Here is a 16,432-nt window from a genome sequence, read left to right as displayed (position 1 = left end):
GTTGCAACGACCCCTGGAATTCGCCGCTTCCGGGGGGCCGCCGGCGCGTACGGGGAGGCTCAGCCTCGGTAGAGGGCCTCGATGTCGTCCGCGAAGTCCTTCGCCACGACGTTGCGCTTGAGCTTCAGCGAGGGCGTGATGTGACCGGCCTCCTCGGTGAACTGCGCCGGCAGCACACGGAACTTGCGCACCGACTCGGCCTTCGACACCGCCGCGTTGCCGTCGTTCACCGCCTGCTGGACGACCGCCAGCAGCTCGGCGTCGTCGCGCAGCGACGCCGCGGTCGAACCGGCGGGCTTGCCGTTCTCGGCGGCCCAGCGGCCCAGGAACTCCTCGTCGAGGGTGACCAGCGCGCCGACGAACGGACGCCCGTCGCCCACCACCATGCACTCGGCGACCAGCGCGTGCGCCCGGATGCGGTCCTCGATCACGGCGGGGGCGACGTTCTTGCCGCCGGCCGTGACGATGATCTCCTTCTTGCGGCCGGTGATGGCGAGGTAGCCGTCCTCGTCGAGGGTGCCGATGTCGCCGGTGTGGAACCAGCCGTCGGTGAGCGCCTCGGCGGTGGCCGCCTCGTTGTTCCAGTACCCCGAGAACAGGTGCTCGCCGTGCAGCAGCACCTCGCCGTCGTCCGCGATCCGCACGACCGAGCCGGGCAGCGGCTGGCCGACCGTGCCGATCTTCTGCCGGTCCCACGGGTTGAAGGCGGTCGCGGCGCACGACTCGGTCAGGCCGTAGCCCTCCAGGACCGTGAAACCGATGCCCCGGAAGAAGTGGCCCAGGCGCTCGCCGAGCGGGGCGCCGCCGGAGATCGCGTACTCGCCGCGGCCGCCGAGCACCGCGCGCAGCTTGCTGTAGACCAGCTTGTCGAACAGCTTGTGCTTCAGCTTGAGGCCGAGGGACGGGCCCTGCGGGGTGCCGATCGCCCGGCTGTACGCGATCGCGGTGTCCGCGGCCTTGTCGAAGATCTTGCCCTTGCCGTCCGCCTGCGCCTTGGCGCGCGCCGAGTTGTAGACCTTCTCGAAGACACGCGGCACACCGAGGATCAGCGTCGGCCGGAAGGAGGCCAGCTCGTCGGTGAGGTTCTTGATGTCCGGTACGCAGCCCAGCTTGATCGGCGCCATGACCGACGCCACCTCGACCAGCCGGCCGAAGACGTGCGCGGCCGGCAGGAACAGCAGCACCGAACACTCGCCCGTACGGAACAGCGGCTTCAGGCGCTCCACCGCGTTGCCGCACTCCGCGAAGAAGCTGCGGTGGCTCAGCACGCAGCCCTTGGGGCGGCCGGTGGTGCCGGAGGTGTAGACGATCGTCGCCGGGTCGTCGGCCTTCGCGCTCGTGCTGCGCTCGTCGACCGTCTCGTCGCCGACCTCGGCTCCCGAGGCGCGCAGCCGCTCCACGCCGTCCCGGTCGATCTGCCAGACGTGCTTCAGGGCGGGCAGCCGGTCGCGTACGGACTCGACGGCGGCGGCGTGCCCGTCGCTCTCGACGATCACGGCGACCGCGCCGGAATCGCCCAGTATCCACTGCACCTGCTCGGCGGAGCTGGTCTCGTACACCGGCACGGTCACCGCGCCCGCGGTCCAGATCGCGAAGTCCATCTGCACCCACTCGTAGCGGGTGCGGGACATCAGGGCGACGCGGTCGCCGGGCTGGACGCCCGCGGCGATCAGGCCCTTGGCGGCGGCGCGGACCTCGGCGAGGAACTCGGTGGCACTGACATCGGTCCAGACGCCCGCGACCTTGCGGCTCATGACGGCCACATCGGGATGCTGCGTGGCGTTGCGGCGGATGAGATCGGTCAGGTTGCCGTCCGAGGGGACCTCGTACAGGGCCGGAAGGCTGAACTCGCGCAAGACTGCTGCTCCTCATCGGGCGCCGGCGCCACGTCAATGTGCGCGTCGGTTCCGGTCCAAGACCGGGCAGGTGCTCAGTGGGGTGAGCACGGTTGGACTGCCCGGACGTTACCCATCAGTAGACGGTTCCCGATAGGGGGTTCCGGCCAGATGTTCGCTGCGTCACACGCCGTGGCGGTGCTCCGGGCAGACTAGTCCAACTACGCGGAAACCCGGTAGTAACCGCAGGTCCGGCCCCCTCTACTCAGGCGAGGGGCGGGCGTCCTAGGGTGATCGTCATGCGAGTGCATGTGGTCAGCGACGTACACGGGAACGCCAGGGATCTGGCCAGGGCGGGGGACGGCGCCGACGCGCTCGTGTGCCTCGGCGACCTGGTGCTCTTCCTCGACTACGCCGATCACTCCCGCGGTATCTTCCCCGACCTCTTCGGCACGGAGAACGCGGACCTGATCGTCGAGCTGCGCACCGCCCGCCGCTTCGAGGAGGCCCGCGAACTCGGCCGCCGACTGTGGGCCGGCGTGGACCGCGCGGCCGTCACCGAGAAGGCCGTGCGGGCGCAGTACGCCGAACTCTTCGCGGCGTTCCCCACCCCGACGTACGCCACCTACGGCAACGTCGACATGCCCACGCTGTGGTCCGAGTACGCCGGGCCCGGCACCACCGTCCTGGACGGCGAGCGCGTCGAGATCGGCGGCCGTGTCTTCGGCTTCGTCGGCGGCGGGCTCAGGACGCCGATGCGCACCCCCTACGAGATCGACGACGAGGAGTACGCCGCCAAGGTCGAGGCGCTCGGCGAGGTGGACGTGCTGTGCTCCCACATCCCGCCCGAGGTCCCCGAGCTGGTGTACGACACCGTCGCGCGCCGGTTCGAGCGCGGCAGCCGGGCGCTCCTCGCGGCGATCCGCAGGACCCGCCCCCGCTACGCCCTCTTCGGCCACGTCCACCAGCCGCAGGTACAGCGCATGCGCGTCGGCGCCACGGAGTGCGTCAACGTCGGTCACTTCGCGTCCTCCGGCCGCCCGTGGGTCATGGAGTGGTGAGCCCGGAGCGGTGAAGTGCGGCCCGACCGGTCGCGGTAGCCTTCACGCGGTACGTGCCCCCGAGCACACCCCGTGAGCACGTGCCCCCTGACCGGAACCGCACTGGAGGAGCCACAGCGATGGCCGAACACACCAGCTCGAGCATCACGATCGAGGCGGCGCCGGCCGACGTGATGGCCGTGATCGCCGACTTCGCCCGCTACCCGGAGTGGACCGGCGAGGTGAAGGAGGCCGAGGTCCTGGCCACCGACGCCAAGGGCCGCGCGGAGCAGGTACGGCTGCTGCTCGACGCCGGCGCGATCAAGGACGACCACACCCTCGCGTACACCTGGACCGGCGACCACGAGGTCAGCTGGACGCTGGTCAAGTCCCAGATGCTGCGCTCCCTCGACGGCTCGTACAGCCTGGCCCCGGCCGGCGGCGGCGACCGTACCGAGGTCACCTACCGGCTGACCGTCGACGTCAAGATCCCGATGCTCGGCATGATCAAGCGCAAGGCCGAGAAGGTCATCATCGACCGGGCCCTGGCCGGTCTCAAGAAGCGCGTCGAGAGCACCCCGAAGGCCTGATGCCCTGATGCGTACGGTCCTCGTCACCGGCCCCGGCGGCGCGGGCCGCACCACCGTCGCCGCGGCGACCGCCCTGGCGGCGGCGCGCACCGGCCACCGGGTGCTGGTCCTGTCCACCGACCCGGCGGACACCCTGGGCGCGGCCCTGGGCACCACCACCGGCGCCGAGCCGGCCGAGGCCGCGCCGGGCCTGTGGGCGGCGAGGACCGACTCCGGCGCCCACTTCCGCGCGGAACTCCTCGCCCTCCAGGAGAGCGCGGGCTCCGCGCTGGACCTGCTCGGCGCGAACCGTCTCGCCGCCGAGGAACTGACCGAGCTGCCGGGCAGCGAACAGTTCGCCCTGCTCCGCGCCCTGCGGGCGTGCGGCGAGGCGCGCGGCACGGCCGAGGCGTACGACCTCGTGGTCGTGGACCTGCCGCCGCTGCACGCCGCGCTCGCCGCCCTCGCCCTCCCCGAGCAGCTGCGCCGCTACCTGCGACGGCTGCTGCCGCCCGAGCGCCAGGCGGCCCGCGCGCTGCGGCCCATGCTCGCCCAGCTCGCCGGCGTCCCGATGCCCGCCCAGTGGCTGTACGAGACTGCCGCGCGCCGGGACGGCGAACTGGCCGCCGTCGAGGCGCTGCTCGCCGACCCCGGCACGAGCGTCCGGCTGGTCGCCGAGCCGGGACCCGCCGCCGCCGACGCGCTGCGCACCGCCCGTACCGGACTCGCCCTGTTCGGCCTGGACGTCGAATCGGTGACGGCGAACCGGATCCTGCCCCGGGACTCCCCGGACACCTGGCTCGCGACGCTCGCCGCCCAGCAGCACAAGTGCCTGGCCGAGTGGACCGAGGAGTACGGCGCGGGGCGCCCGGCGGCGCCGGTCCGCGAGGTGCGCCACCTCGGCGGCGACCCGCGCGGCCCGGGCGACCTCGACGCGCTGGGCGCGGACGGGGCGCTGGCGGTCGGGCCGGTCCGCGCGGACACGGCGGACCCCCGGCGCGTGGAGGACCGGATCGCCCAGGACGGCTTCCTCGTCTGGCACCTGCCGCTGCCGGGAGCCGTGAAGGAGGAGCTCGGGCTGGTCCGCCGCGGCGACGAACTCGTGCTCGACGCGGGCCCGTTCCGCCGGATCCTGCCCCTGCCCTCGGCCCTGCGCCGCTGTGACGTCTCGGGCGCGGGCCTGACCGGCGGCGTACTGAAGGTGCGCTTCACGCCGGACCCCGGGCTGTGGCCGAAGACCACGTGAACGGGCCGCCGCCGTTCGGGTAACGTCGGTGGTACGAGGCGTACGCACCGTACGACCGCCGCCCAGTCGCAGGAGTCCGCCATGAGCGATGCCACGGAGCGTCCCTCCCCCGAGCCCGCCGAGGCCCCCGAAGCCGACGCGTGGGCGAAGGCGTGCGCCGAGGACCTCGCCGCCGAGAAGGCCCGCCGTCGCGCCGAGAGCGGCGGGGCGCAGCCGGGGTCGGCGGCCGAGGAGCTGCGCAAGCTCGTCGACGCCGTGGCCGACAAGGTCGCCTCGTTCCAGTCGGTGCTGCCCGGCATGGCCGCGCAGGGCACGGTCGGTCAGCTCATCAACCAGGCGAAGTCCGCCGTGGAGCCGGTCATCGAGCGCAATCCGGAGGTCTTCGACCACCTGGCAGCGGCCGGCAACGAACTGCTGGCCGCCTACCGCTCGGCCGTCCAGGGCCAGGAGGGCCGCTGGACCCGCGGCCCCGCGCGGCCGGCGGACCGTGCCGAGCGCGCCGGCGACGGGGACGAGGGCCCCGAAGGCCCTTCCCCGAGCACGCACATCGACCTGGACTGAGCTGCTCCTCGGGTACGGTTGGCCCTAGCGGGGCTCGACCGAATACTGAGGGACACATGGGACTCACCATCGGCGTCGACATCGGCGGCACGAAGATCGCGGCAGGCGTGGTCGACGAAGAGGGCACCATTCTCGACACGCACAAGGTGCCGACGCCGCCGACCGCCGAAGGCATCGTCGACGCGATCTGTGCGGCCGTCTCCGAGGCCGGCAAGGGCCATCAGATCGAGGCGGTCGGCATCGGCGCCGCCGGGTACGTCGACGACAAGCGCGCCACCGTCCTGTTCGCGCCCAACATCCACTGGCGGCACGAGCCGCTGAAGGACAAGGTCGAGCAGCGCGTCGGACTGCCCGTCGTCGTGGAGAACGACGCGAACGCCGCCGCCTGGGGCGAGTACAGGTTCGGAGCGGGCAAGGGCCACGAGGACGTCATCTGCATCACCCTCGGCACCGGCCTCGGCGGCGGCATCATCATCGGCAACAAGCTGCGCCGCGGACGCTTCGGCGTGGCCGCCGAGTTCGGCCACATCCGGGTCGTCCCGGACGGGCTGCTGTGCGGGTGCGGAAGCCAGGGCTGCTGGGAGCAGTACGCGTCCGGGCGGGCCCTCGTCCGCTACGCGAAGCAGCGCGCCAACGCCACCCCCGAGAACGCCGGCATCCTTCTCGCCCTCGGCGACGGCACGGTCGCGGGCATCGAGGGCAAGCACATCAGCGCCGCCGCACGGCAGGGCTGTCCGGTGGCCGTCGACTCCTTCCGCGAGCTGGCCCGCTGGGCGGGCGCGGGCCTGGCCGACCTGGCGTCCCTCTTCGACCCGTCGGCGTTCATCGTCGGCGGCGGCGTCTCGGACGAGGGCGAGCTGGTCCTCGGCCCGATCCGCAAGTCCTTCCGGCGCTGGCTGATCGGCGGCCAGTGGCGCCCGCACGCGCAGGTGCTCGCCGCCCAGCTCGGCGGCAAGGCCGGCCTGGTCGGCGCGGCCGACCTCGCCCGCCAGGGCTGACGGACCGGCTCGCGTACGCGCGGATGCGCCCGCCGTGCCCCCTTGGGGCGCGGCGGGCCTTTCCGTATCTTGATCGGCATGGCGACGAGTACGACGAGCACGCTGCCCGAGTCCCGTACCGAGCCTGACGGTTCGGCGGTGATCCGCGTCCTCAGCTACAACATCCGCTCGATGCGCGACGACCGCGAGGCACTGGCCCGGGTCATCGGCGCCTGCGAGCCCGACCTCGTCCTCGTGCAGGAGGCGCCCCGGTTCTTCCGCTGGCGCAAGCACGCGGCGTGGCTCGCCGCCCACAGCGGCCTGGTCACCCTCGGCGGCGGGGCGACCGCTTCGGGCCCGATGCTGCTGTGCTCGCTGCGGGTGACGGTGGAGCGTACGCAGGACGTGCTGCTGCCGCGTACGCCGGGGCTGCACCAGCGGGGGTTCGCGACGGCGGTGGTGCGGATCGGGGGCGCCCGGCTCGGCGTACTGAGCTGTCACCTCAGCCTCCGGCGCGAGGAGCGCTACGCGCAGGGCGGAATGCTCCTGGACCGCCTGAAGGAGATGGACGTGCCGCACGCGGTGGCCGGCGGCGACCTGAACGAACGGCCGGACGGCCGGACGTTCCGGCGGCTGGCGGGGGAACTCCAGGACTGCTGGGCGGTGAAGCCGTGGGGCGGCGAGTACACCTCGACCCCGGACCGCCCGCACCAGCGCATCGACGCCCTCTTCGCCACGCCGGGGATCGAAGTCCTGGGCTGCGGGGTCCCGTTGGGCCTCCCGGACGCGGACCTGCGCGCGGCCACCGACCACCTGCCGGTACTGGCGGCGCTGCGCGTCCCCGCGTCGTGAACGACCGGGCCCCGCGCCCCGGGGCCCGGCCCCGTCGGGGGCGGGCCCGTCCGGGAGGCGAGGCCTTCGTGAAGCAGCGGAACTAGACGACCGCGCCGCGGCCCGGGTCGTCGTCCTCGTCGTCGCCGTGCGCCATGCGCCCCACCAAGGTTGCGAAACCGCCCAGGAAGCCGCCGATGCCGAGCGTCGTCAGCCACCACGTCATGTCCCACTGCAGCAGCACCGCGACGAGCAGCAGCACCGGGCCGCCCACGACCGCGAGCCAGGCGAACCGCGCCGTGGTGTCGGCGGGCGGCAGCGGAGGCGGCTCCGGCGGGACGAAGTGGCCCTCGTCGCCGTCGTCGCTCTCGTCGGGGTCCTCCTCGCCCGGCTCGTCCAGCGCGTAGTCGCGCGGTCCGGCGACACCGGGCGCGAACACGACGGAGCTGCCGAGGGGTCTGTCCCGGTCCGGGGCCGCGTCCGGGTCCGGCTCGTCCTGCCCGGCCGCCGCCTCGGCGTCCTTCTTCGGCGCCTTCCCCGGCCGGCCGCCGCCGGCGGTGTTGCGCTCGTCGTCCGGCAGGTAAAGGTCCTCGATCGACTTGAACGGCTTGGCGCCCGGCGGGTCCGGCGGTTCCGCGCCGTACCCCGCGACGATCGCGGCCCACGCCGCGTCCTCGTCGACGGGCTTGTCGGCGGGCGTCCCCGCCGCCGCGGCGGCCGCGTCCGCCGCCGTCCGGTCCGGCTCCCGCTCCTCCTCGCGGCCCGCGGGCTCCGCGTCGTGCTCAGCCACCGGTGGTGCTCCCCTTCTTCCCGACACTAGGAGCGAGGCGCCCGATGAACGCACAACTCTCGTCGAAGATCCGCTCCGCGTCATGGTCCAACGTCGCGACGTGGTAGCTCTGTTCCAGCAGGATCTCGGTGACGTCCGTGGACGACACCCGGCTGAGGATGCGGGCCGAGTCGGCCGCCGGCACCACATGGTCCTGCGGGCTGTGCAGCAGCAGCATCGGCTGCGTCACCTGGGGCAGCTCCCCGTCGACGAGCCGGAAGAAGTTCCGCACGGAGTGCGCCGCGTGCAGCGGCACCCGGTCGTAGCCGACCTCCTCGGAGCCCGCCTTCGCGATGTCGCTGCGCAGCCCCTTCGTCGTACGGACGAGATGACGGGCGACCGGCAGCGCGTACGCCGACAGGCCGTGCACCTTGTTCGCCGGGTTGACCAGGACGATCCCCGTGATCGCGTCCCCGTGCTTCGCGGCCAGGCGCAGTGTCAGAGCGCCGCCCATCGAGAGCCCGAAGACGAACACCTGCGCGCACCGCTCACGCAGGGCGCGCAGCTCGCGGTCGACCTCCGCGTACCAGTCCTGCCAGCCCGTGAGCTGCATGTCCTCCCAGCGGGTGCCGTGCCCGGGCAGCAGCGGCAGGGAGACAGTCAGGCCGCGCTCGACGAGGTGGTCCGCCCAGGGGCGCAGCGACTGCGGGGAACCGGTGAAGCCGTGGCAGAGGAGGACGCCGACCTCTCCGCCCTCGTGGCGGAACGGCTCGGCTCCAGGAAGGACCGGCACCGGGGTCTCCTGTTCATGAGTGTGGGTCGTGGAGTGTGCGGAGGGTGTCGCAAGATGCCCTTCACCGTACGCGACCGGACCGACACCGACCAGGTCCGCCGGGCCTCCTTGTCGGCATGGGGCCAGGCCCGGCACGGGTTATGGTCTGTTCGACAGACAAGGGAAGGCACTCGGTTGATCTACGGCGCAATGAAGTTCTCCATCGGAGGATCACTGAAGGTCGCCTTCAGACCCTGGGTGGAGGGCCTCGAGAACATTCCCGCCGAGGGTCCCGCGATCCTGGCGAGCAACCACCTGTCCTTCTCGGACTCCTTCTTCCTGCCCGCGGTGCTCGACCGGAAGGTCACCTTCATCGCGAAGGCGGAGTACTTCACCTCGCCCGGTGTGAAGGGCCGGCTCACCGCCGCCTTCTTCAAGGGCGTCGGCCAGCTCCCCGTCGACCGCTCGGGCGCGCGCGGCGCCGGCGAGGCGGCGATCAAGGCCGGAATCGACGTCATCAAGGGCGGCGGCCTCTTCGGCATCTACCCGGAGGGCACCCGCTCGCCGGACGGCCGCCTCTACCGGGGCAAGCCGGGCGGCCTCGCGCGCGTGGCGCTCGCCACCGGCGCGCCCGTGATCCCGGTCGCCATGATCGACACCGAGAAGATCCAGCCGCCCGGCAAGGTCGTGCCCAAGCTGATGCGTCCGGGGATCAGGATCGGCAAGCCGCTGGACTTCAGCCGCTACCACGGCATGGACGGCGACCGGTTCATCCTGCGCTCGGTGACCGACGAGGTCATGTACGAGATCATGAAGCTCTCCGGCCAGGAGTACGTCGACATCTACGCGACGGCGGCGAAGCGCCGGATCGCCGACGCGGAGAAGGCCGCGAAGGCCGAGAAGGCCGAGCTGGAGAAGGCCGAGAAGGCGGAACGGTCCGGCGCGTAACAGCGTCCGTCCAGGGGTGGGGATGATGGCCAGGGCTCAGCGCGAGCAGGTCGTGCGCATGTCGGTCGAGCAGCCGCTGTGGCGTGCGCTGACCGGCTACCGCGTCATGACGATGGCGTACGCGGTGCTCCTCTTCGTGTTCACACGGGAGAAGTTCGAGCGCCCGGCGGTGGCCGTCGTCTTCCTCGCGGTGATGTCGGTGTGGACCCTCGCCACGCTCCCCAAGGTGGCGAACGCGGCGAGCTGCACCAAGCGTTTCCTCGTCGCCGACCTCGCCCTCGCCCTGACCGGCATCCTGCTCACCCCGCTCGCCGACTTCCAGGCGCAGCAGATCGACGGCCCCACCCTGCCGTCGATATGGACCGCCGGCTCCGTCCTCGCGTTCGCCATCAAGGGCGGCTGGCGCTGGGCGGCCTTCGCCTCCTCCTTCGTGGCCGCCGCCAACATCGTCGAGCGCGGCGAGCCGAGCCGCGACACCTTCCACAACGTGCTGCTGGTGTGGGTCGCCTCCATCGCGATCGGTTACGTCGTCGAGGTCGCCCGCGCCTCCGAGCGCACCCTCGCCCGCGCGCTGGAGATCGAGGCCGCCACCCGCGAGCGCGAGCGCCTGGCCCGCGACATCCACGACAGCGTGCTCCAGGTGCTGGCCATGGTGCAGCGGCGCGGCACCGCGCTCGGCGGCGAGGCGGCGGAGCTGGGCCGGATGGCGGGGGAGCAGGAGGTCGCCCTGCGCACCCTGGTCTCCAGCGGCCTGGTGCCTTCGACGCGGGTCTCGCAGGACGCGGCGCTGGGGGCGGTCGTCCGTACGGTCGACGCGGACGACGAGGACGACGGCGACGGCGGCGGGCCGGGCGCGGGCGTGTGCGACCTGCGCTCCCTGCTCGCCCCGCACGCCGGGTCGAAGGTCAGCTTCGCCGAGCCCGGCGCCCCGGTCCTGCTGGCACCGGCGGCGGCCATGGAGCTCGCGGCGGCTGTCAGTGCCGCACTGGACAATGTGCGCAGGCACGCGGGCGAGGGCGCCCAGGCCTGGATCCTGGTCGAGGAGTGGCCGGAGGAAGTGATCGTGACGGTACGGGACGACGGTCCCGGCATCCCCGAGGGCAGGCTGGCGCAGGCCGAGGGGGAGGGGCGCCTCGGCGTCGCCCTGTCGATCCGCGGGCGGCTGCGGGACATCGGCGGCACCGCCGAGCTGATCTCGGTTCCGGGACAGGGCACTGAAGTAGAACTGAAGGTTCCACGGGGGAAGGCAGGACAGGCGCGATGAGCGACGTACAGCGGACGATCAGGGTGATGGTCGTCGACGACCACCCGATGTGGCGGGACGCGGTGGCCCGCGACCTCGCCGCGGCGGGGTTCGACGTGGTGGCGACGGCGGGTGACGGGCCGCAGGCGGTCCGCCGCGCCCAGGCGGTGAGCCCGCAGGTCCTCGTCCTCGACCTGAATCTCCCCGGCCTGCCCGGCGTCCAGGTCTGCAAGGAACTCGTCGGCGCGGACCCGGCTCTGCGGGTCCTCGTGCTCTCCGCGAGCGGCGAGCACGCCGACGTACTGGAAGCGGTGAAGTCCGGTGCGACGGGCTACCTGCTGAAGTCCGCGGGGCCCGAGGAGCTGATCGACGCGGTACGGCGCACGGCCGCCGGTGACCCCGTCTTCACCCCGGGACTGGCCGGCCTGGTCCTCGGCGAGTACCGCCGGCTGGCCTCCGGCCCGGCGCCCGCCGCCTCGTCGAACGAGCCGAAGGCGCCGCAGCTCACCGACCGCGAGACCGAGGTGCTGCGGCTGGTCGCGAAGGGGCTGTCGTACAAGCAGATCGCCGAGCGCCTGGTGATCTCCCACCGGACGGTGCAGAACCACGTGCAGAACACCCTCGGCAAGCTCCAGCTGCACAACCGCGTGGAGCTCGTCCGCTACGCGATCGAACGCGGCCTCGACGACGCCTAGTACGCCCCCCCGCACGCCCCGACGCCCCATGTCGCTGTGACCTGGGTCACCACTAGCGTGGCGCCACACGGCACTGCTGTCTGTGGCGAAGGGACATCAACATGCGGGTCGGAGTACTGACCGGGGGAGGCGACTGCCCCGGGCTCAACGCGGTCATCCGCGCGGTCGTCCGCAAGGGCGTCCAGGAGTACGGCTACGACTTCACCGGCTTCCGGGACGGGTGGCGAGGCCCGCTGGAAGGCGACACGGTACGCCTCGGCATCCCGTCCGTGCGCGGCATCCTGCCGCGTGGCGGCACCATCCTCGGCTCCTCGCGCACCAACCCGCTCCAGGCGGAGGACGGCATCCGCCGGGTCAAGGAGAACCTGGCGAAGCACGAGGTCGACGCGCTCGTCGTGATAGGCGGCGAGGACACGCTGGGCGTGGCCGCCCGGCTGTCCGACGAGTACGGCGTCAAATGCGTCGGCGTACCCAAGACCATCGACAACGACCTGTCCGCCACCGACTACACCTTCGGCTTCAACACCGCCGTCGGCATCGCGACCGAGGCGATCGACCGCCTCCACACCACCGCCGAGTCGCACATGCGTGTCCTCGTCGTGGAGGTCATGGGCCGGCACGCGGGCTGGATCGCCCTGCACTCGGGCCTGGCGGGCGGCGCGAACGTCATCCTCATCCCCGAGCAGCGCTTCGACGTCGAGCGGGTCTGCGGCTGGATCACCTCCCGCTTCAAGGCGTCGTACGCGCCCATCGTCGTCGTCGCCGAGGGGGCGATGCCCCAGGACGGCGAGATGGTCCTCAAGGACGGGACCCTCGACTCGTTCGGGCACGTACGGCTGTCCGGGGTCGGCGAATGGCTGGCCAAGGAGATCGAGAAGCGGACGGGGAAGGAGGCCCGCACCACCGTCCTCGGGCATGTGCAGCGCGGCGGTACACCCAGTGCCTTCGACCGGTGGCTGGCGACGCGGTTCGGCCTGCACGCCATCGAGGCCGTGCGGGACGGCGATTTCGGCACGATGGTCGCGCTGCGGGGGACGGACATCGTGCGGGTGCCGATGGCGGAGGCGACGGCGCGGCTGAAGACGGTCGACCCGGCCCTCTATGCCGAGGTCGGGGTCTTCTTCGGCTGAGCGGGGCTGAGCGGGGCGGGGGCATGGGCCGTATATTCGCGCTGTACGGCGGCTCATGTCCTCGCATTCCCCACCGCACGGGAGAAGTCGTGGAAATCCTGGCATTCGGCGTGCAGTCCGACGAGAAGCCGCTCCTGGAGAGCGCCTTCGCCGGCCACCACGACGTCCGCTGCCTGGACGTCTTCCTCACCGAGGACACCGCTCCCATCGCCGCGGGACACGAGATCATCAGCACCAGCGTCAACGCCGACCTCGGCACGCGCGTCCTGCGGGCCCTGGCGGCCGGCGGGACGCGGATGATCGCCCAGCGCTCCACCGGCTTCAACAACATCGACCTGGACGTCGCCGGGCAGCTCGGCCTGACCGTCGCCCGGGTCTCGTACTACTCGCCGTACTCCGTCGCCGAGTTCGCCTGGACCCTCGCGATGGCCGTCAACCGCCGCGTCGTGCGCGCAGCGGGCCGCACCCGCGACTTCGACTTCCGCCTCGACGGCCTCCTCGGGCGCGACATGCGGGGCCGTACGGCCGGCGTCCTCGGCACCGGCAAGATCGGCGAGGCGTTCACCCGCATCGCCCACGGCTTCGGCATGAACCTGCTCGGCTGGGACGTCGTGCGGAACCCCGCCTGCGTCGAACTCGGCATGAAGTACGTCGGCAAGGACCAGCTCCTCGCCGACTCCGACCTGGTCAGCCTGCACGTGCCGCTGATGCCCGCCACCCACCACCTCATCGGCGCCGACGAGCTGCGGGCCATGCGGGACGACGCGATCCTGGTGAACTCCAGCCGCGGCGGTCTCGTCGACACCGCGGCTCTCGTCCGTGAACTGCGGCAGGGCCGCTTCACCGGCGTGGGACTGGACGTGTACGAGGCGGAGGCCGGGCTCTTCTTCCTCGACAAGTCCCTGGAGGTCGTCGACGACGACACCCTGGCCCGCCTCATGACCTTCCCGAACGTGCTGGTCACCTCGCACCAGGCGTACTACACCGTCGACGCCGTCGGCCAGATCGTCGAGGCGACGGTCGGCAACGTCCTCGACTACACGGCGGGCCGCCGCAGCGAGAACGTACTGGTCCCCTCGGCCGACGCGCGATCCAGCGCCAGCTGACCCAGCAGGCCGGTGACGATCGCCGTGCCGCGCAGCGTCAGCACCGACTCCGGGTGGAACTGCACGCCCGCGAAGCCCGGCCCGCGCAGGGCGTGCACCTCGCCGGTGGCTGGGTCGCGGCTGACCTCGACGCCGTGCGCGGCCAGCTCGGCCGCCTCCTCGTCGCCGCAGCGGGCGACGAAGCTGTTGTAGAAACCGACGGTCTCCGGGCGCCCGAAGAGGTCGACGCGGGTCTGGGCCCCCTGGTACGGCACCCGCTTGCGCACGGTGTCCAGGCCGAGTTCGGCCGCCAGCAGCTCGTGGCCGAGGCAGACGCCGAGGAGCCCGTACCGGTGCCCGCGCACCAGGTCCGCGGCGAGCGCGCGCAGGAAGCGCATCTTGGCGTCGCCCGCGTCGCGGGGGTCGCCGGGCCCGGGGCCGAGCACCACGGGGCCCTCGTGCGCGAGCGCGGCCGCCCGCAGGCCAGGCTCGTCGTACCGGCGTACGGTCACGTCGAGCCCCGACGAGCGCAGCAGGTGCGCGAGCATCGCGGTGAACGTGTCCTCCGCGTCGATCACCAGCGCGTGCCCGGTCAGCGTCGCCGACCGCTCCTGCATCCGCAGCCAGAACGGCGCCAGGTGCGCCCGCCGCGAGTCCAGCGCCTCCCGTACGCGCGGGTCGTCCGCCAGCATCGGCCGTACGGCCTCGTCCGCCGGCCTGCCGGGCCGCACGCCCAGCGCCGCGAGCACCCCGGCCGCCTTCGCGTGCGTCTCGGCCACCTCGCTGTGCGGGTCCGAATCGCGCACCAGCGTCGCGCCGACCGGCACCCGCAGCCGGCCGTCGGACGCGATGTCGGCGCTGCGGATGAGGATGGGCGAGTCGAGGGTCTGCGCGCCGCCCGTGTCGCGGCCGACGAGGGCCAGCGCGCCCGCGTAGTAGCCGCGGCCGCCGGGCTCGTACCGCTGGATGACGCGGCAGGCGTTCTGCACCGGCGAGCCGGTGACGGTCGCCGCGAACATCGTCTCCTTCAGCACCTCGCGCACGTCGAGCGAGGAACGGCCGCGCAACTCGTACTCCGTGTGTGCCAGGTGGGACATCTCCTTGAGCCGCGGCCCGACCACGACGCCGCCCATGTCGCCCACCGTGCACATCATCTTGAGCTCCTCGTCGACGACCATCGACAGCTCGGCGCTCTCCTTGCCGTCGTCGAGGAAGTCCAGGAGGCCCTCGGCGCTCGGCCCGTCCTCGGGGTAGCGGTACGTGCCGCTGATGGGGTTCATGACGACCGTCCCGCCGCTCATCCGCACATGCACCTCGGGGCTCGCGCCGACCAGCGTGCGCTCCCCCGTGTGCACGACGAAGGTCCAGTACGCGCCCCGCTCCGCGATGAGCAGCCGCCGGAAGAGCGCCAGCGCGTCGGCGCGGGAGAAGCCCGGGACGTGGCCCTCGAAGGTGCGGCGGATGACGAAGTTCGCCCCCTCGCCGCGCCCGATCTCGTCGTCGACGACCCGCCGCACGATCCCGGCGTACTCCTCGTCCGCGATGTCGAAGGCACCGTCCTCGACGCGCACGTCGTGCGACGGAAGCCCCGCGAGGGTCTCGTCGAGCGGCAGTGCGTACGCCTCCTGGGCGACCAGGACGCTCAGGGGCGTCCCATCGTCCCGCACGTCGAACCCGCGCTCCCTGATCTGGCGGAAGGGAACCAGCGCGAGCACCGGCAGGCCGTCGCCGCCGGCCGGGATGTCGGCGAGGCGCGCGGCCTCGTGCACGTCGCCGACCAGCAGCTCGACGGTGTCGTGGTCGTGGCCGGGTGTCCGCCTGCGCAGCAGCGCGAAGGGACGGGTGTCGTCGAGGAGGGTGCTGATGAGCATGGGTGGTGTTCCTTCCGGGGGGATCCGGTCGATCCGGGTGGAGAGGAACAGCCCCTGGGAAACACCAAAGGCCGCCCCTCGGGCGGCCTTCGCGTAGCGGTGTGCGCGCGATTGTCAGTGGGCCGCCGGATGAGCGGTCCACCACCAGGTCTGAGTCGTCTGCGCGAACATGCTCCGCACCCTAGCGGACGCGGACGCCGGCGTCATGCGTGTCCCGGCACCCGGTCGCCGGTGTGCCGGATCAAGGACGCGTCAGCGCGTCGAGCGCCGCTTCGAGGTACTGCCGCAGCTCGTCCCCCTCGGGCAGCACCGAGGGGGCGGCGTGCCCGAGCTGGCTGTGCCCGAGGTACACGCTGTACGCGAGCAGGCCCCGGCGGCGCGCCTCCGGCTCGGGGAAGCCGAGATCGGCGAAGAGCCGGGTCACGTAGTCGACCCGGCGCTCGGTCACGCGCCGCAGCGCGGCGGCGACCTGCGGGTGCGAGGCGGTGGCCAGCAGGGAGACCTCCAGCGGGTCGTCGATCGCCGACACGGTGGCCTCGATGAAGAGGCGGCGGATGCGGGCGGCCGGTCCGGGCTCGGTGTCGATCTCGGTGATGGCGGCCTCGGTGGCGGTCTCGGCCCAGCGGGCGAGCGCGGCCTCGATGAGCGCCTCCCGGTTGGCGAAGTGCCAGTAGAAGCTGCCCTTGGTGGTACCCAGGCGCGCGGCGAGCGGCTCCACCGCGACGGCGGCCAGTCCGCCCTCACCGATCGCGGTGAGCGCGGCGTCCGCCCAGTCCTGTGCGCTCAGCCGGGCCTTCTTCTCCTTGTTGTCCTGCCGTTGTGCCATGACCGTACGGTACCGTATGGTTGTCCATACGCCA

General features: G+C 72.5%; 17 protein-coding genes. 11 read left to right on the top strand and 6 right to left on the bottom strand.

The genetic code is table 11. From position 1 onward, the window contains the following. Positions 1-59: 59 nt before the first annotated feature. Entirely contained in the window at positions 60-1,856 is a 1,797-nt protein-coding gene (locus tag IE185_RS02010) for an AMP-dependent synthetase/ligase (protein ID WP_138894363.1), read from the bottom strand. Positions 1,857-2,134: 278 nt separating this feature from the next. On the opposite strand from IE185_RS02010, the gene IE185_RS02005 reads away from it, so the two are divergent. From IE185_RS02005 to IE185_RS01980, 6 genes are all read left to right on the top strand, one after another. Then, the gene (locus IE185_RS02005) at positions 2,135-2,896 is read left to right on the top strand and encodes a metallophosphoesterase family protein (RefSeq protein ID WP_138894364.1); all 762 of its coding nucleotides are present in this window, start codon (positions 2,135-2,137) and stop codon (positions 2,894-2,896) included. Positions 2,897-3,015: 119 nt separating this feature from the next. Next, on the top strand, positions 3,016-3,465 hold the full coding sequence (locus IE185_RS02000) for an SRPBCC family protein (protein ID WP_138894365.1): 450 nt from the start codon (positions 3,016-3,018) through the stop codon (positions 3,463-3,465). 7 nt (positions 3,466-3,472) lie between these two features. Further along, a complete protein-coding gene (locus IE185_RS01995) occupies positions 3,473-4,690 on the top strand; it encodes an ArsA family ATPase (RefSeq protein WP_138894366.1) in 1,218 nt (405 codons plus the stop codon). An 81-nt stretch (positions 4,691-4,771) separates the two neighbouring features. After that, on the top strand, positions 4,772-5,251 hold the full coding sequence (locus IE185_RS01990) for a DUF5304 domain-containing protein (protein WP_138894367.1): 480 nt from the start codon (positions 4,772-4,774) through the stop codon (positions 5,249-5,251). Between the two features lie 56 nt (positions 5,252-5,307). Further along, on the top strand, positions 5,308-6,249 hold the full coding sequence (locus IE185_RS01985; RefSeq protein ID WP_138894368.1) for an ROK family glucokinase: 942 nt from the start codon (positions 5,308-5,310) through the stop codon (positions 6,247-6,249). 78 nt (positions 6,250-6,327) lie between these two features. Continuing rightward, a complete protein-coding gene (locus IE185_RS01980) occupies positions 6,328-7,080 on the top strand; it encodes an endonuclease/exonuclease/phosphatase family protein (RefSeq protein WP_138894369.1) in 753 nt (250 codons plus the stop codon). An 82-nt stretch (positions 7,081-7,162) separates the two neighbouring features. Here IE185_RS01980 and IE185_RS01975 read toward each other — a convergent pair whose 3' ends face one another. Together IE185_RS01975 and IE185_RS01970 are read right to left on the bottom strand one after the other, a co-directional pair. Then, positions 7,163-7,849: a hypothetical protein gene (locus IE185_RS01975; RefSeq protein ID WP_138894370.1), complete on the bottom strand. Its 687-nt coding sequence runs from the start codon at positions 7,847-7,849 to the stop codon at positions 7,163-7,165. Beyond that, positions 7,842-8,621, bottom strand: a complete 780-nt coding sequence (locus IE185_RS01970) for an alpha/beta hydrolase (RefSeq protein WP_138894371.1) — start codon at positions 8,619-8,621, stop codon at positions 7,842-7,844. Before IE185_RS01970 ends, IE185_RS01975 begins: the two co-directional genes overlap by 8 nt. A gap of 174 nt (positions 8,622-8,795) precedes the next feature. Between IE185_RS01970 and IE185_RS01965 the strand changes: the two genes are divergently transcribed. The 5 genes from IE185_RS01965 (at position 8,796) to IE185_RS01945 (ending at position 13,722) form a co-directional block, all read left to right on the top strand. Then, positions 8,796-9,548, top strand: coding sequence for a lysophospholipid acyltransferase family protein (locus IE185_RS01965; protein WP_189714477.1), 753 nt, complete (start codon positions 8,796-8,798; stop codon positions 9,546-9,548). A 22-nt stretch (positions 9,549-9,570) separates the two neighbouring features. Beyond that, on the top strand, positions 9,571-10,812 hold the full coding sequence (gene macS, locus IE185_RS01960; protein WP_373303673.1) for a MacS family sensor histidine kinase: 1,242 nt from the start codon (positions 9,571-9,573) through the stop codon (positions 10,810-10,812). Next, the gene (locus tag IE185_RS01955) at positions 10,809-11,486 is read left to right on the top strand and encodes a response regulator (RefSeq protein ID WP_138894372.1); all 678 of its coding nucleotides are present in this window, start codon (positions 10,809-10,811) and stop codon (positions 11,484-11,486) included. The genes macS and IE185_RS01955 overlap by 4 nt, the downstream gene beginning before the upstream one ends. 101 nt (positions 11,487-11,587) lie before the next feature. Beyond that, complete coding sequence (locus tag IE185_RS01950; RefSeq protein ID WP_138894373.1) at positions 11,588-12,616, top strand: 6-phosphofructokinase; 1,029 nt, start codon at positions 11,588-11,590, stop codon at positions 12,614-12,616. Positions 12,617-12,705: 89 nt separating this feature from the next. Next, complete coding sequence (locus IE185_RS01945; RefSeq protein WP_138894374.1) at positions 12,706-13,722, top strand: 2-hydroxyacid dehydrogenase; 1,017 nt, start codon at positions 12,706-12,708, stop codon at positions 13,720-13,722. On the opposite strand, the gene IE185_RS01940 is transcribed toward IE185_RS01945, so the two are convergent. The 3 genes from IE185_RS01940 to IE185_RS01930 form a co-directional block, all read right to left on the bottom strand. Continuing rightward, positions 13,653-15,572: an anthranilate synthase family protein gene (locus IE185_RS01940; RefSeq protein ID WP_138894375.1), complete on the bottom strand. Its 1,920-nt coding sequence runs from the start codon at positions 15,570-15,572 to the stop codon at positions 13,653-13,655. The two genes, IE185_RS01945 and IE185_RS01940, sit on opposite strands and share 70 nt — an antisense overlap. A 114-nt stretch (positions 15,573-15,686) precedes the next feature. After that, positions 15,687-15,743, bottom strand: coding sequence for a trp operon leader peptide (locus tag IE185_RS33935; protein ID WP_355716996.1), 57 nt, complete (start codon positions 15,741-15,743; stop codon positions 15,687-15,689). Between the two features lie 70 nt (positions 15,744-15,813). Further along, a complete protein-coding gene (locus IE185_RS01930; protein ID WP_138894377.1) occupies positions 15,814-16,398 on the bottom strand; it encodes a TetR/AcrR family transcriptional regulator in 585 nt (194 codons plus the stop codon). Between the last annotated feature and the right edge of the window lie 34 nt (positions 16,399-16,432).

Source organism: Streptomyces chryseus (assembly GCF_014650755.1).
In the GTDB taxonomy this organism is placed as follows: domain Bacteria; phylum Actinomycetota; class Actinomycetes; order Streptomycetales; family Streptomycetaceae; genus Streptomyces; species Streptomyces chryseus.
The sequence above is the reverse complement of the archived record's forward strand: the minus strand, read 5'-3'. Positions and strand labels throughout refer to the sequence as shown.

Coding starts and splice junctions, on each gene's coding strand:
- IE185_RS01995 (WP_138894366.1), top strand. CDS start 3,473: ATGCGTACGGTCCTCGTCACCGGCCCCGGCGGCGCGGGCCGCACCACC.
- IE185_RS01955 (WP_138894372.1), top strand. CDS start 10,809: ATGAGCGACGTACAGCGGACGATCAGGGTGATGGTCGTCGACGACCAC.
- IE185_RS01980 (WP_138894369.1), top strand. CDS start 6,328: ATGGCGACGAGTACGACGAGCACGCTGCCCGAGTCCCGTACCGAGCCT.
- IE185_RS01950 (WP_138894373.1), top strand. CDS start 11,588: ATGCGGGTCGGAGTACTGACCGGGGGAGGCGACTGCCCCGGGCTCAAC.
- IE185_RS02005 (WP_138894364.1), top strand. CDS start 2,135: ATGCGAGTGCATGTGGTCAGCGACGTACACGGGAACGCCAGGGATCTG.
- IE185_RS01990 (WP_138894367.1), top strand. CDS start 4,772: ATGAGCGATGCCACGGAGCGTCCCTCCCCCGAGCCCGCCGAGGCCCCC.
- IE185_RS01985 (WP_138894368.1), top strand. CDS start 5,308: ATGGGACTCACCATCGGCGTCGACATCGGCGGCACGAAGATCGCGGCA.
- macS (WP_373303673.1), top strand. CDS start 9,571: ATGATGGCCAGGGCTCAGCGCGAGCAGGTCGTGCGCATGTCGGTCGAG.
- IE185_RS01930 (WP_138894377.1), bottom strand. CDS start 16,398: ATGGCACAACGGCAGGACAACAAGGAGAAGAAGGCCCGGCTGAGCGCA.
- IE185_RS02000 (WP_138894365.1), top strand. CDS start 3,016: ATGGCCGAACACACCAGCTCGAGCATCACGATCGAGGCGGCGCCGGCC.
- IE185_RS01940 (WP_138894375.1), bottom strand. CDS start 15,572: ATGCTCATCAGCACCCTCCTCGACGACACCCGTCCCTTCGCGCTGCTG.